This window comes from Sorangium sp. So ce1036 (genome assembly GCF_051369805.1).
Taxonomy (GTDB): Bacteria; Myxococcota_A; Polyangia; order Polyangiales; family Polyangiaceae; genus Sorangium; species Sorangium cellulosum_F.
The window spans coordinates 114,716-129,722 of the sequence record NZ_JBBMOX010000002.1 but is presented as its reverse complement, the minus strand read 5'-3'; the positions used below and the strand labels follow the sequence as shown (position 1 = coordinate 129,722).

Here is a 15,007-nt window from a genome sequence, read left to right as displayed (position 1 = left end):
ACTGACCCCGCCCGCTTCTTCGTGGCGTCCACCCGGCGCGGCACTGCCCGTACGAGGCGCTGCGCGCCTTCGGCCAGCCGGTGCCTGGCCTTCCGCGTGGCCATCGTTGCCACGGCGTGGTTCGACGCGCCGAGTCCCGGGGCCTCCTCGTCCGTCGGGTGGCTCCGCGCCGGCCTACCGATCTCCCTCCACGCCGTCGCACGACGCTGGCTGGCCGAGGGGCGAGCCCGCGAGCGGCGCGCCCGGGGGCTCAGCGACGAGCAGCCGCCGCGCCCGCCCGGAGCGCCGGACGACCCGCCGCGCCAGGCGCCCAACCCGCCCCCGGGCGACCCGCCCCTACGTCGAGCTGGTCGACGATCTCGCGAGATCCCGTCGCAGAGCCCCCGCCAGGAGACCGGGAGCCGTCCGGGCACCCTCGCGCGGGATGCGTCTGCGCGTCGGGGACGTCGATGAGGCCATGGGCTCATGGCATCGAAATATCGATCCCTGGGAACCCGACATGGTCCATCTCGAGCCACGAGAGGCGGCCAGCCGCTTCATACTTGGAGAGCATCGTTGGGATCAAGTAGAGCGCGCCATACAGGGCCTGAAATGCATCAAGACCGGCTCCATGGGACTTATGAGTGTCCCCCGCCCCAGCGACTTCCACGTCCGCTTCCCAGCACAGAGCTGCTGCCCTGTACTCGGGCGCCCAGACTCGCACATGGATGCTCTCTTGGGTCCCGCTCGGTCGTGTTAGCGTGAGGATGCGTTCCGCGATCGGGTCTGGCATGACCCCCAGCTAGCGCACTCGTCGACGGTGTCAAGTGTCCGAGCTCAGCAGGAGCTCAAGCACCTTTCCCGGCCTTTGTTGCGCGCCCTTTCGCAAATGTTCTTCAGGAGCACGGGCGCGCGCTCTTCACAGTAAAGATCCCATCGAGCCGAGAGCGCGAAGCACGCGGTGGGGCAACTGGAACGACACTTTCCTTTGCCTGCGGCTCGGCCTTGCATGTGCTCCGAGTAGCACAGAAATGTCTCCGCAGGCGCCAGCAGCGCCGCTCCGTTCGCCGCGCCACACATGAGCTGCCAGAGGTCGGCCCCATTGTCTACCGCATCTTCGCACCTGCCTCGTGCGGCTCGAGGTTCTATGGGTTCGACCGCGATACTGATCTCCTCGCCAAGCTCGGCCTCTCCTGGTGTCAAATCCAGCGTGCACGATGGAATGGAACAGCAGATGAGTACGGCGGTGATGATGTTGAACGTTCGCATGCTGGGATTGTTGCTATCGGCGTGCCGGGCCGAAGTGTGCTGCCGTGAGGCGCGGCCACAATCATCGCGTGCGAGATCACAGAACAAGGAACCTATGGCTTTGGGAACGGGAACCAAAAAGGCGGTTTTGCCATTCGTGGACGCGAGCAGGTAGCACAGGGAACCTCGGTAAATCCAGGGGGCCAGTGCCCATCTCCCGGAAGGCCGTCCCAGCGGCGGACCGCGTCAACCTTCGCCCGCATGAGCGCGATCCCGCGGCCTCGCGGTTCCAGAGCGGGCCGGCGTCGAGGCGTACGTCGGCCTGCTCTCGAGCCGTCGCCGTCTACGTGGCCGAGCTCACTCAAGGAGGTCGCGGGGCTCATCCAGCGCGTCCAGCGCTCTTTCGCGCACCCCCTCGCCGCGAGCTTGAGCAGCGGCAGGAGCGTGCGCGTCCTCCTGCCCGACGGCGCGTGCCTGAAGCCGTCGAAGGAGCTCAAGTAGCTCGAAAATCGTGACAGAATCGGCTCGGTGAACGCAACGCTGGAGAGCGACATCGAGCAGGCGGCCCTCGATCTCTTCAAGGCGATGGGCTGGGAGACCGCGAGCGTGATGGAGGAGGTGCTCGGCGAGCACGGCACCCTCGGCCGCGACAACCGGGGCGACGTCGTCCTCGTCCGCCGCCTCCGCCCGGCGCTCGAGAAGCTCAATCGAGGCGCACCCGCCGAGGCGATCGACCTGGCCATCGAGGAGCTCACGCGCGACCGGTCGGCAATGAGCCTCGGGCAGGCGAACCGCGAGATCTACCGGGTGCTGAAGGACGGCGTCGAGGTCCGTGTCGCAGGCGCGGAGGACGAGGAGGACGCCACCCAGCGCATCCGCGTCATCGACTGGGACAAGCCCAGGAACAACGACTACTTCGTCGCACAGCAGCTCTGGGTCCAGGGGGAGACCTACCTGCGCCGCACCGACCTGATCGGCTTCGTCAACGGCCTGCCGCTCGTCTTCATCGAGCTGAAGGGCCTGCACAGCAACGTCGAGAACGCCTACCGGCAGAACTTGCGCGACTACCTCGGCGCCATCCCCCAGATCTTCTGGTTCAACGCGATCATCCTCCTCTCGAACGGCTTCGCGAGCCGTGTCGGCACGATCACGGGCGAGTGGGACCACTTCAAGGAGTGGAAGCGCATCGAGCGCGAAGACGAGCCGCCGCGCGTCAGCCTCGAGGTGACGCTGCGCGGCGTCTGCGACAAGGCGCGGCTCTGCGACATTGTGGAGAACTTCACGCTCTTCTCCGAGCAGAAGTCGTCTCTCGCCAAGATCGTCGGCCAGAACCACCAGCTCCTCGGCGTGAACAAGGCCATCGCCGAGGTCGAGAAGCACCAGCTCGTGCCGAGGGGAGTGCGCCTGTCGAAGGAAGAGCTCGAGGCGCGGAAGCGGCTCGGCGTCTTCTGGCACACCCAGGGGTCGGGCAAGTCGTTCTCCATGGTGTTCTTCTCGCAGAAGATCCTGCGCAAGATCCCGGGGAACTGGACGTTCGTGATCCTCACGGACCGGGAAGAGCTGGACGCGCAGATCTACAAGACCTTCGTCGGCGTCGGCGCGGTCCTGCCGCCCGGCAAGTCGAAGAAGGCGGCGCGTGAGCACGGCGTGCAGGCGAAGACCGCGGAGCACCTGAAGCAGCTCCTCACCGAGGACCATCGCTACGTCTTCACGCTCATCCAGAAGTTCCGCACCGAGGTGAAGGGGGGCAAGTACCCGAAGCTCTCGGACCGCAGCGACATCATCGTGATCGCCGACGAGGCACACCGCTCGCAATACGACACCTTCGCCCTGAACCTCCGGAGCGCGCTGCCGAACGCCGCGTTCATCGGCTTCACGGGCACGCCGCTCATGGCGGGCGAGGAGAAGACGCGCGAGGTCTTCGGCGACTACGTCAGCGTCTACAACTTCCGGCAGGCGATCGAGGACAACGCGACCGTCCCCCTCTACTACGAGGCCCGCATCCCCGAGCTCCAGCTCACGAACGAGGACCTCGCCGACGATCTCACCGAGCTGCTCGACGAGGCCGATCTCGACGAGGAGCAGCAGAAGAAGGTCGAGCGCGAGTTCGCGCGGCAGTACCACCTGATCACCCGCGAGGAGCGCCTCGACACGATCGCCGGCGACATCGTCACGCACTTCCTCGGCCTGCCCCGGGGGACGAAGGCGATGGTCGTCGCCATCGACAAGGTCACCGCCGTGCGGATGCACGACAAGGTGAAGGCGGCCTGGGCGAAGCGGCGGCGAGAGCTCCAGGCGAAAGTCCGTGTCACGCCGCGCGACGACAGGATGGCCCGGCAGGAGATCGTCGACGCGGTCGCGCTCATGGACGAGACCGACATGGCCGTCGTGGTCTCTCAGTCGCAGAACGAGGTCGAGGCGTTCGTGAAGAAGGGGCTCGACATCGCGCCGCACCGCCGGCGGATGATCAAGGAGGATCTCGACACGAGGTTCAAGGACGACAAGGACGCGCTGCGGATCGTCTTCGTCTGCGCGATGTGGATCACGGGGTTCGACGTCCCGAGCTGCGGGGTCGTCTACCTCGACAAGCCGATGAAGAACCACACCCTCATGCAGACGATCGCGCGAGCGAACCGCGTCTACGAGGCGAAGGAGAACGGGCTCATCGTCGACTACGTCGGCGTCTTCCGGAGCCTCGAGAAGGCGGACCTTTCGCGCGGCATTCGGGGCCTCCAGCAGCCGGTGGACATCTCGAAGATCATGGACACCGTCGAGCGCCTGCTGGATGAGTCGATCGACGCGAAGGGGTACGCGATTCGCGAAGCCCGCGAGACCACGGAGGCGCCGTACAGCGGTCGCGTCCACCTCGGCGGGATCGACTTCGCCGCCCTCGCCCGGTACTTCGCGATGACGAAGCACAAGGCCAGCGCGGCGGAGGCGGCGGCCGTGTCGGCGCGGCAGAGGGTCGACACGCTCGTCCGCCTGAACCCGACGCGGGGAAATCTGCGCGTGCAGCTCGAGGAGCTCATCACCGAGTACAACGACGGCGCGCGCAACGCGGCGCAGTTCTTCAAGGATCTGCTCGCGTTCATGAAGAACAAGGTCGAGCCCGAGGAGCAGCGGAGCCGCGCCGAGGCGCTGAGCCAGGAGGAGCTGGTGCTGCACGACCTGCTCCACCCGCCGACCCTGAAGCTCAACCCCAAGGAGCGCGAGCTCGTGAAGGAGGTAGCACGAGAGCTGCCGAAGAAGCTCGCGCCGAAGCTCGTCATCGACTGGCGGAAGAGCCAGCGCGCCCGGGCGGCCGTGAAGGTGACGATCAAGGGCGCGCTCGAGGTGCTACCCCAGGACACCTACAGCGACGAGATGTACGAGAAGCTCGTCGAGGCCGTGTACGAGCACGTCTATGAGTCGTACTGGGGCGAGGGGAAGAGCAAGTATACCGACTCGAGCACGTAAATGGTCGAGCCTTGGGTCCCGCCGCAAGTGCGGCCGGCTACCGCGCTGTCCTGAAACCGAGGCTCTTGCCCTGGCGAGCCCGCCGCTGCGGCCCTCCGCCGACGACTCCCGCGAGCCGCGCCGGGGCGCGGACGGATCGAAGCGCTGAGCGGGCGTCGACCGCCAAGGCGTCTGCCGCCAAGGCGTCTGCCGCCAAGGACGGAGCGCGACGGAAGAAAAACGCGTCCACCTGTCACGTGGGGGCCCGCTGGTGCCTAGAAGCCAGAGGCGGCATCCCTCACCACCTCGCCGCTGTGACCAAATAGGTTACATCCATATCCATCAGGATCCCACGAGGAGACTCAGCCATGGCTTTCTCTCGACTCACCTGTCTCGCCGCCTTCGGTCTTGCCCTCATTGCCTGCGGAGACTCGGAACCGGGAGGCCCGCATGGCGGCACGGAGGGAAGCGGCGGGGGCGGCGGCGGGCCTGCGGCTGCGGCGCCCGAGGCGCCGGTGCTCGAGTTCGTCATGCCGATGGCGGGCGTGCTCCACGTCGAGTGGACGCCCCAGGAGGGCTGCGATCAGTTCGAAGGCGAGCGCAAGGACCCGATGAACGACTACGCCGTCGCCTTCACCCTCGCGGGAACGAAGAATGCCTACATGGACCCCGAGGCGACCGAGGACATGGAGTACACCTACCGGCTTCGCTGCAAGGTCGGCGAGGTCTACTCGGCGTACTCGAACGAGATGTCCGGAAACCCCACGGACGAAGAGTCGAGCCATGAGTGAGCGTTCATGGGCTCTTCTGGGCGTCGCCTCGCTGTCGCTGCTCGCCGCCGGATGTGGGGCCGAGCGAGGAGGGGAGCCGGCGGCCCCCGACACCTGGGGCGAGCCCACCGCCGCCCTCGACACGAACCCCGATCCCGAGGTGGTCGAGGTCGACCTCGAGGCCAGGGAGGTCGAAAAGACGTACCTGGAGGGGACGACCACGACGGTCTGGTCCTACAACGGCACGGTCCCTGGGCCCCTGATCGAGGCGAACCTGGGCGATACGCTGATCGTCCACTTCAAGAACAGCCTGCCGGAGGAGACGACGATCCACTGGCACGGCATCCGGGTGCCCAACGAGATGGACGGCGTGATGGCCGTGCAGGCGCCGATCGCGCCCGGCGAGACGTTCACCTATCGGTTCACGCTGCGCGACGCGGGGTTTTACTGGTTCCACCCGCACGTGATGGAGCCGGAGCAGATCCAGAAGGGCCTCTTCGGCCTGATCCGCGTGCGCGGGCCGAACGAGCCGGAGGCGGACGACGAGAGGATCGTCGTGCTCGGGGACGTGCTCCTCAACGAGGACGGGAGCTTCAACGAAGAGCTCGACGACGACATGATCATGATGGGCCGCGAGGGCAATGTCGTGCTCGTCAACGGCAGGACGATGCCCGCGCTCGAGGTGCGGCCGGGCGCGCTCACGCGTCTCCGGATCGTCAACGTGGCCAACGGGCGCTTCTTCAACCTCGCGCTCCCGGGCCATGCGTTCCGCGTCATCGGCACCGACGGCGGGCTGATCCCGGAGCCGTACGACGCCGAGAGGCTCCTGATCTCTCCAGGCGAGCGCTACGACGTGCTGCTGATGGCCCAGGGGGAGCCGGGGACGGAGCTCACCCTGATGAACGAGCCCTACGAGCGCGGGCACCACACCGGCCACGCGGATCCGATGCCGCTCGCCACGGTCCGGATCGGCCAGGGACCCGGGCTGTCCGGGCGCGCGCTGCCCGAGACCGGCCCCGCCATCGAGCGACTGCCGGGCGGGCCGGCCGAGGCGACCATCACCTTCGACGAGCAATACGTCGACGGCAAGCTGATGTTCCTGATCGACGGCAAGGCCTTCCCCGACGTGCCGCCGATCGAGGTCGAGAGCGGCTCGGTCCACATCTACGACCTGAAGAACGACGCCGAGATGGACCACCCGTTCCACCTGCACGGCTTCTTCTTCCAGGTGCTGGCCAGGGACGGTGTGCCGGTGGCCGAGGAGGAGCTCGCCAACAAGGACACCGTGATCCTGCCGCAGCGGTCCACGGTGCGCATCGTGACGCGCTTCGATGCGCCGGGAATGTGGATGTATCACTGCCACATCCTCGAGCACACCGAGGGCGGGATGATGGGCGAGATCCACGTCGCCCCTTGAGGTGCCGCGCCCGGGGTGTAAGACGTCCGCGGCTCGATCGTCGGCAGACAGGGAGCCGAACCATGGACCACGATCATCGCCACACGCACGGCCACCCTCAGCCCGCCGGCCTGGAGCGGACGAAGGACCCGGTCTGCGGGATGGCCGTCTCGCCCGAGACGGCGAAGTGGCAACACGAGCACGGCGGTCGGACATACCTCTTCTGTAGCCAGCGCTGTCTCGCCAAGTTCCAGGCAGATCCCGAGAAGTACGCGCCCGCGCAGCCGACGACCGAGAGGGAAGAGCCCCCGGCGAAGCCGGTCGAGCCGACCCAGCCGACGACGCACGTCGAGTACGTCTGCCCGATGCACCCCGAGGTCGTCCGCGCGGAGCCGGACTCCTGCCCGATCTGCGGGATGGCCCTCGAGCCGCGGACGGTGACGCTCGAGGACGCGCCGAACCCGGAGCTCGCGGACATGGCCCGGCGCTTCTGGATCAGCGTCCCGCTGAGCCTCGTCGTCCTCGTGCTGGGGATGTCCGAGATGATCCCGGGCCAGCCGGTGCAGCACCTCCTCGGCCGCTGGCTCGCCTGGATCGAATTCGCCCTCGCCACGCCCGTGGTGCTCTGGTGCGGCGCCCCGTTCTTCGAGCGCGGCTGGGCCTCGATCAGGACCCGGCACCTCAACATGTTCACCCTGATCGCCATCGGCACGGGCGCCGCCTACGCGTACAGCGTCGTGGCCACGCTGGCGCCCGGCGTCTTCCCCCACGCTGTCCGCCACGGCGGCGCGGTCCCGGTCTACTTCGAGGCGGCCAGCGTCATCGTCTCGCTCGTGCTGCTCGGGCAGGTCCTCGAGCTCCGCGCCCGCAGCCGGACGAGCAGCGCGCTCAAGGCGCTCCTGGGGCTCGCCCCGAAGACCGCCAGGCGCCTCGGCGCGGACGGTCGGGAAGAGGACGTCTCCCTCGAGCGCGTGCAGCCCGGCGACCGACTGCGCGTGCGGCCGGGGGAGAAGATCCCCGTCGACGGCGAGGTCCTCGAGGGGACCAGCGCGGTCGACGAGTCGATGATCACGGGAGAGCCTATCCCGGTCGAGAAGGCGCCCGGCGCCCGCGTGGTCGGCGGCACCGTCAACGGCACCGGCGGCTTCGTGATGCGCGCCGATCGCGTCGGGCGCGACACCCTGCTCGCCCGGATCGTCCAGATGGTGGGAGACGCCCAGCGCAGCCGCGCCCCCATCCAGCGCCTCGCGGACGCTGTCGCCGCGTACTTCGTCCCCGCCGTGATCGTGATCGCGGCGCTCACCTTCGTGGTCTGGCTGCTCGTCGGGCCGGAGCCGCGGTTCTCGCACGCGCTCGTCAACGCCGTGGCGGTGCTCATCATCGCGTGCCCGTGCGCGCTCGGCCTCGCCACGCCCATCTCGATCATGGTCGGGACGGGGCGCGGCGCCACGGCCGGCATCCTGATCAAGAACGCGGAGGCGCTCGAGACCTTCGAGAAGATCGACACCCTCGTCGTCGACAAGACCGGCACGCTCACCGAGGGCAAGCCGAAGCTCGCCTCCGTGGCGACGCTGGGCGATCTCCCGCCGAACGAGATCCTCAGGCTCGCGGCGAGCCTGGAGCGCGGCAGCGAGCACCCGCTCGCGAGCGCGATCGTCGCCGGGGCCGTCGAGCAGGCGCTCGAGCTCCTGCCGGCGGAAGGGTTCCGGTCGATCACCGGCAAGGGCGTGGTCGGCGCGGTGGCCGGGCGAGAGGTCGCGCTCGGCAATCTCAAGCTCTTCGAGGAGCTCGGCGTGCCGCCGGAGGATCTCTCGCGCCGCGCCGAGGAACGCCGACAGGAGGGCCAGACGGCGATGCTCGTCGCCGTGGACGGCAAGGCCGCCGGCATCCTCGGCGTGGCCGACCCCGTTCGTGACTCGACCGCCGAGGCCGTCCGCGTCCTCCGCCAGGAGGGCATCCGCGTCATCATGCTCACCGGCGACAGCCGCACGACGGCAGAGGCGGTCGCCAGGAAGCTCGGCATCGAGCACGTCGAGGCCGAGGTGCTGCCCGAGCAGAAGGCCGCGGTCGTGAAGCGCCTCCAGGCCGAGGGCCGCGTCGTGGCGATGACGGGCGATGGCATCAACGACGCGCCCGCGCTCGCGCAGGCGCACGTCGGCGTCGCCATGGGCACCGGGACCGATGTCGCCATCGAGAGCGCCGGGATCACCCTCGTGCGCGGCGATCTCCGCGGCCTCCTGCGCGCCCGGCGGCTCAGCCGGGCGACGATGCGCAACATCCGGCAAAACCTGTTCTTTGCGTTCGTCTACAACGCGCTCGGCGTGCCGATCGCGGCGGGCGTCCTCTATCCCGTCCTCGGGCTGCTCCTCAGCCCCATGCTCGCCAGCGCCGCGATGAGCCTGAGCTCGGTGTCCGTCATCGGCAACGCCCTGCGGCTGCGCCGGATCGAGCTCTGATCGAGCCGCCGACGTCAGCGTTCCGGCACCTCCACAGGACCCAGCGTCGGCCGAGCCCTCGAGGAGCAGGCACGCACCCGTGTCACGCGCTCCCGCCCGAGCTGAGGCCGGCCGGCGGGCGGGCTGGCCGGAGGTCTTCACGCATTCCGGTGGATTGTTGGCCCTCGCGGGTCGTGGACTGACGTCGGCCTGCACGGGGGCAAGGCCCAGCGACCCGACGAGTGAAGCCGCGCGGCGCCGGGCCTCTCAGCTCCCTGTAATGCCCGCCGACCGGCAACGTCTCCACGTGCGAGGTGCCCGCCGCGAGTCGCCCCCAAGAGATGCGGCGACTCCACGGTGGGAGCGTACGCCTGCAGCAAGAGAGCCACGATGTTGAATGCCCAAGGGGATGCTCGACCTGAGCTCACAACCCCCCATGGATATACCTACACAACCGAATCGATAAGGAGTGATGACCATGTGCAGCGGTGCATGCAATTGCAATCATGGAACGGAGACGAACATCCAGAGCGGCGGCCGGCATGTCCAGGCGCTCATCGACGCCGTCGACGGTCAGGCTGGGGCGCAGCCCGACGCCCCTCCGGTCAAGGCGGAGTCGCGTGCGGACTGGCACCTCAGAGGCGAGTGGTTTGACATCTGCAGCTGCTCGTTGCCCTGCCCATGCACGTTCGCGCAGACCCCCACGCACGGGGACTGCCTCTTCACGCTCGTCTGGCAGATCCACGAGGGGCACCACGCAGGCGTCGACCTCTCGGGGCTCGGGGTCGTCAGCATCGGCGAGTTCGCGGGGAACATGTGGGTCGGCGACCCGAACGCCATGATGAAGCTGATGTTCTACATCGACGCCAAGGCCGATGCCGACCAGCGGCGTGCGTTGGAACGCATCTTCATTGGCAAGGAAGGCGGCTGGCCCGGGAAGTTCGGCTCCCTGATCAGCGAGGTGCGCAGCATCGAGTACGCACCCATCCGGTTCGAAGCCCCCGCCGACCTGGCGCATTGGAGGGCCGAGATCCCGGGGCGGGTCAAGGTGGGGGCGCGAGCGCTCACCGGACCGACCGCGGACCCGAACCGCCGGGTGCAGCTGATCAACGCCCCCGGCGCCGAAGTCGGTCCCGGCCAGGTGGCCACCTGGGGCGTGGTCGAGGACGACCTCGCCACCGGCTTCGACTTCTCCCACGCCTACAAGGGGGGTTCCAGCAAGCACTTCCCCTTCGACTGGCGTCCGGAGTGACGCGCGTGAACGTCGCGTAGCGCGGCGCTCCGCTGGATCCGGCGCCGTCGTGGTGGGTGGCCTGCCACGCGGAGGGGGCGGCTGCCGCATGACGTCGACGGACCTGAGCGCGCCCCCCTGGCTGCTCCTGCTCGGGGGGCTCGCCGCCGCGCGGCTGCGCCGGCGCCCGCGCGCCGGCCAGCCGGACGAGCCGAGCACGACCCACACACGTCGACGAGCAGGATCACGGCCAGCTTGATCGCTGCGACAGCGGCGGCGGGCGATCGTCGAGCGCCGCCACCTGGGCGCGCAACCGCGCCAGGTGCTGCTCGACCGTCTGGGGCAGGTCGGGGCGGCGCAGCAGCTCGAGCAGACGCGGCATGCTGGAGACCCCCTCGCGCAGGCAGCCGGTCAGCACCAGGACGTCGGTGCCGTCGAGATCGCGGAGAAAGCGCTCGACCTCGGCCCAGTTGGCGTCGTGCAGCGCCGCCACGGGCGCCACCGCGTGCTCGCGCCGGATCGTCACGAACCCGCGGGACCGCCCGGAGGTGGGGTCGACAGGGAGCATGGCACGATAAAGCGCTTCGAGCGGGACCCAGTGCGGCGGGTACTTGAAGCGCGCCACGTCGAGCAGGAGCACGAGGTCGCGATCGGGGTGCAATCCACCGACCGGCGAGAAGTGGCCGCTCCCGGTCTGGCCCAGCGTCCGGCGGTCATAGGCGACGACCACGTGGTTGTCGTCGGCGCGCGAGGTGGCCTCTCGGACCGCGGCGCGGAGCGCCTCCAGCGACGAGGTCCCCGCGAAGCGCACGTCGGCCCGGGCGCCGTTGCACCGGGCCAGGCACGCGAGCTGCGTCAGCGTGATCCCGTCGCGAGCGACGTCGTCGAGGGAGCGGCAACAGTCGAGTTGCTCCTCCGAGAACCAGCGCCACGGTCCCTTCCAGGCGCGCCCCGGATCGATCTCCAGCGCGTTGAGGACCATGACCAGCGTCCCCAGGCCGCAGAAAGCAGGCTCAGCCTGGGTGTGGAACTGCTCGATGAGCGGGAAGAAGCTCTCCATCACCCCCAGGGCGAGCGCCTCGCGAAAGATCGCGCGCCCCTCCTCGGAGGAGAACGCGATGCAGCCCGGTGGTAAGGGGCGCTTGTGATACGAGGGCATGGCCGAGGGGACGCGGTGCATGGCCCCGCGCAGCGTAGCAGAGTGCACCCTCGCCGCGCCGGCCCGCGCGGCCTGCTCGATGAGGCCTTGCGCGGTCGCCCCCCTGGAACGTGACCGGTCGCCCCGCAGGCCGTGCCCCGCGGACTTCACGCACGAGCGGCGGCGCAGGGCGGACGCTCATCGGATCTCCCCGACCCTCGGGACGTCATGGTTTGACCGGACGATCAGGCTCGAGCGTGCTGTCCGGGAGCCGAGCGAGCGTCGCGCGAGCGCCGTGGCGGCGACCCATGCCGGGACGACCTGAAGGACGCCCGTGATCTCGAATATCGCGTTGTCCGGCATCACGTAAGTGGGCGGTGGAAAGAGGCGCAGGAGCGCCGGGGACCGGGGCGCCAGGAAGTAGAGCGCGTCCTTCAGCACGTGGTTGTAGAGGCCCTCGAACGCGCCGATCCATGCGATCGGGACGAGCGCCAGCACCGCGGCGAGCACCACGAACGCGGCCCGCCCGGCAGGCGCGCCCGCGCGGCGGCGGTGGACGGCGAGGGCGCCGAGGAGCACCGCGATCGTCGGGACGGCGAGCAACGCGATGTGCAGCCGCCAGGGCGTCCTGTAGACCACGGCGCCGATCGCGTGGTGTACCGTGGTGAGCACCATGACGGCGACGCCGGCGAGCGCCGCCCTCCTCGTGAGCGCTGCTGCGATGTCCTGGGATGTCTGCATGGCTGGATCTCCGCGCCGTTGAGGCCCTGAGGTCGCGCGGGCGCCTCACGCCACCGGGGGGAGGGGCGCCCGCCGCAGAACAGGGATACCCGGCGCGCCCCGACGGGTCGATCGCGTCCCGTGAACAGGACTCGTGCGTGGCGCGCACGAATCCTGGGCCCCTCGAGGGCGTGGTAGCGTCGGCGCCGTGGACTCCCTGGCGAACATCGAGGCCTTCGTGCGGGTCGCGGAGCTCGGGAGCATCACCCGCGCGGCGCGGTCGCTGCACATCACCGCCTCGGCGGCGAGCCGGCGCATCGCGCAGCTCGAGGACGAGCTCGGCGTCCGGCTGTTCCACCGGACCACGCGCGCGCTCCGGCTGAGCGACGAGGGCCGCGCCTTCCTCGAGCGGTGCCAGCGCATCCTGGAGGAGCTCCAGGCCGCGAAGCAGTCGATCGCGCACGCCCGCGCCGTCCCCGAGGGGCGCCTCTGCGTCGAGGTGCCCGCGGCCCTCGGGCGGCTCGCGCTCGTGCCCGCGCTGCCGGGCTTCCTGGCGCAGCACCCGGGCATCGAGCTCGATCTCCGGCTACGGGACGCGGTGATCGACCCGGCCGCGGAGGGGGTCGACGTCAGCCTGCGCATCGGGCACCTCCGGGACGCCGAGGCCGTGGCGCGGAGGCTCGGCGTCACGCGGATGCTCGTGTGCGCCTCGCCGGAGTACCTGCGCCGGAGCGGGACGCCGGAGACGCCGGACGACCTCCGGCAGCACCGCTGCCTCGGGTTCGTCCGCGAGAGCCGCGTCGTGCCATGGCGCTTCGGCGCGGAGAGCCGGGCGCTCGTGTTCGAGCCCACCGGCTCTCTCAGCGTCAACGACGGCGACGCGCTCAAGGCGCTGGCCGTGGCCGGCGCCGGGCTCGCCTGGGTCTTCGACTTCATGATCGCGCCCGAGCTCGCGTCGGGGGCGCTGGTCACCGTGCTGGATGAGTTCGCCGTGGACGAGCGTCCGATCCACGCGCTCTACCGGAGCCCGCGGCACATCATCCCCAGGGTGCGGGTCTTCCTGGACTTCGCCTCCACGCTGCTCGGACCACCACGTTCATGATCCGTGCCGCCGCCCCGCGGCGCCCCGGCCGACTCACTTCTTCGGCGCGACGACGAGGGTGCCCTTGAGCATCCCCATGCCGCACTCGAACCTCAGCTCCCCCGCCTTCAGGTCGGGCAGGTCGATGGTGACCGGTTGCCCCGTCGGCAGCTCCTTGCGGATACCGAGGCTGGGAAAGACGATCTCCTTCGTGCAGGCGCCGCTGTCGTGACGGACGAGCTTGAGCTGGAGCCGCTCGCCCTCGACCGCGGCGATCTTGTCCGGCACGAAACCGCCGTGGACCATGATCTCGACCACGCGCGGGGCCTTCTGGGGCTCGGCGCTCGCCGGCTGCGCGCAGCCAAGCACGGAGGCGACCGAGGGGATGCCGAGCGCGATCGAGAGGATGGCGTGCGTGATCTTCATGAGGCTCTCCTTTCGGGTTCCGCGAGGGAGACGCGCGGGTCTCCACCGCATTACAGTCGAGCGCGGGGCCGGCTTGGACGCGCGCCCCGGCGCCGCAGGAGCGCCCGCGGCGCCCGGGGCTCGTGGCCCGACGAACATCAGGTCACGATCACCGGCGATGGCGCCCGTAATGGCGGGCCAGGGGGCGCGTCTGCCCGGATGCGAGCCGGCCTGGCAGGGAGCGCAGGCCGGCCGCCGGGGAGCGCATCCGCGTGTCCTCCGACCCTGAAGACCCCAAGGGACGCCATGAACCAGCTCGATCCCGACAAAGCACGCACCGCCGTCACGTACTCCGCCGCCGCGGATCACTTCGACGACCCGCCGCTCGCCTTCTGGGCCCGCATCGGGGCGCGCACCGTCGAGCGCGCCCGCCTCGAGCCCGGCCACCGCGTGCTCGACGTGTGCTCCGGCACCGGATCGTCCGCCATCCCCGCCGCCCGGGCCGTCGGGCCCACGGGCTCCGTGCTCGCCGTCGATCTCGCCGAGGCGTTGCTCGACCGCGGGCGCGCCAAGGCCCGCGCGCTGGGGCTCTCGAACATCGACTTCCGTTGCGCCGACGTGGAGGCCCTCGACCTGCCGCCCGGGAGCTTCGACGCCATCGTCTGCGTCTTCGGCATCTTCTTCATGCCGGACATGCCCGCCGCCGTGCGCCGGCTCTGGCGATGGCTCAAGCCCGGCGGCACGCTCGCCGTCACCACGTGGGGCACCGACGTGCTCGAGCCCGGCAACACCGCGTTCTGGGACGCGATCCAGGCCCACCGGCCCGACGTCTACAAGACCTTCCGGCCGTGGGAGCGCGTCAACTCCCCGGACGCCCTCCGCGCGATGCTCGCAGCGGCCGGCGTCGCGGCCTGCGCCGTCGACGCCGAGCCCTCCAGGCAGCCCCTCACCTCGCCGGACGACTGGTGGGTCATCGCCCTCGGGTCGGGCTATCGCGGCACGATCGACAAGCTCGACCCCGGCACGCAGGAGGTCGTCAAGCGCGACACCCTCGCCCCGCTCCGCGCGCGCAACGCCCTCAGCGCCGAGACCAACGCGCTCTATGCGATCGCCAGGAAGCCCCCCGGGCGCGAGGCGGAGCGTTGACATGCGCGCAGCGTCGTCGGGCG

Annotated in this window: 11 protein-coding genes; 7 read left to right on the top strand and 4 right to left on the bottom strand. The window is 69.8% G+C overall.

Translation table 11 applies throughout. The features are described 5' to 3' along the window. Positions 1 to 463: 463 nt before the first annotated feature. Positions 464 to 772, bottom strand: a complete 309-nt coding sequence (locus tag WMF31_RS37650) for a DUF6968 family protein (RefSeq protein WP_436606726.1) — start codon at positions 770 to 772, stop codon at positions 464 to 466. Between the two features lie 983 nt (positions 773 to 1,755). Between WMF31_RS37650 and WMF31_RS37645 the strand changes: the two genes are divergently transcribed. From WMF31_RS37645 to WMF31_RS37625, 5 genes are all read left to right on the top strand, one after another. Continuing rightward, a complete protein-coding gene (locus tag WMF31_RS37645; RefSeq protein ID WP_436606725.1) occupies positions 1,756 to 4,683 on the top strand; it encodes a type I restriction endonuclease subunit R in 2,928 nt (975 codons plus the stop codon). A gap of 494 nt (positions 4,684 to 5,177) precedes the next feature. Next, the gene (locus tag WMF31_RS37640; RefSeq protein WP_436606724.1) at positions 5,178 to 5,453 is read left to right on the top strand and encodes a hypothetical protein; all 276 of its coding nucleotides are present in this window, start codon (positions 5,178 to 5,180) and stop codon (positions 5,451 to 5,453) included. Beyond that, a complete protein-coding gene (locus tag WMF31_RS37635; protein ID WP_436606723.1) occupies positions 5,446 to 6,849 on the top strand; it encodes a multicopper oxidase family protein in 1,404 nt (467 codons plus the stop codon). The genes WMF31_RS37640 and WMF31_RS37635 overlap by 8 nt, the downstream gene beginning before the upstream one ends. 62 nt (positions 6,850 to 6,911) lie before the next feature. Beyond that, entirely contained in the window at positions 6,912 to 9,284 is a 2,373-nt protein-coding gene (locus tag WMF31_RS37630; RefSeq protein ID WP_436606722.1) for a heavy metal translocating P-type ATPase, read from the top strand. 451 nt (positions 9,285 to 9,735) lie between these two features. Further along, positions 9,736 to 10,515, top strand: coding sequence for a DUF1326 domain-containing protein (locus WMF31_RS37625; RefSeq protein WP_436606721.1), 780 nt, complete (start codon positions 9,736 to 9,738; stop codon positions 10,513 to 10,515). A gap of 223 nt (positions 10,516 to 10,738) precedes the next feature. Here the strand turns inward: WMF31_RS37625 and WMF31_RS37620 are convergent, their stop codons facing one another. Together WMF31_RS37620 and WMF31_RS37615 are read right to left on the bottom strand one after the other, a co-directional pair. Then, complete coding sequence (locus tag WMF31_RS37620) at positions 10,739 to 11,674, bottom strand: phytochelatin synthase family protein (RefSeq protein WP_436606720.1); 936 nt, start codon at positions 11,672 to 11,674, stop codon at positions 10,739 to 10,741. Positions 11,675 to 11,830: 156 nt separating this feature from the next. Continuing rightward, positions 11,831 to 12,373: a hypothetical protein gene (locus WMF31_RS37615; protein ID WP_436606719.1), complete on the bottom strand. Its 543-nt coding sequence runs from the start codon at positions 12,371 to 12,373 to the stop codon at positions 11,831 to 11,833. Positions 12,374 to 12,560: 187 nt separating this feature from the next. On the opposite strand from WMF31_RS37615, the gene WMF31_RS37610 reads away from it, so the two are divergent. Beyond that, positions 12,561 to 13,454: a LysR family transcriptional regulator gene (locus WMF31_RS37610; protein WP_436606718.1), complete on the top strand. Its 894-nt coding sequence runs from the start codon at positions 12,561 to 12,563 to the stop codon at positions 13,452 to 13,454. Positions 13,455 to 13,487: 33 nt separating this feature from the next. Here WMF31_RS37610 and WMF31_RS37605 read toward each other — a convergent pair whose 3' ends face one another. Next, the gene (locus WMF31_RS37605; RefSeq protein ID WP_436606717.1) at positions 13,488 to 13,859 is read right to left on the bottom strand and encodes a cupredoxin domain-containing protein; all 372 of its coding nucleotides are present in this window, start codon (positions 13,857 to 13,859) and stop codon (positions 13,488 to 13,490) included. Positions 13,860 to 14,144: 285 nt separating this feature from the next. Between WMF31_RS37605 and WMF31_RS37600 the strand changes: the two genes are divergently transcribed. Beyond that, positions 14,145 to 14,984 carry a class I SAM-dependent methyltransferase gene (locus WMF31_RS37600; protein ID WP_436606716.1) on the top strand — a complete coding sequence of 280 codons (840 nt, stop codon included), beginning with the start codon at positions 14,145 to 14,147 and terminating at the stop codon, positions 14,982 to 14,984. Positions 14,985 to 15,007: the final 23 nt, after the last annotated feature.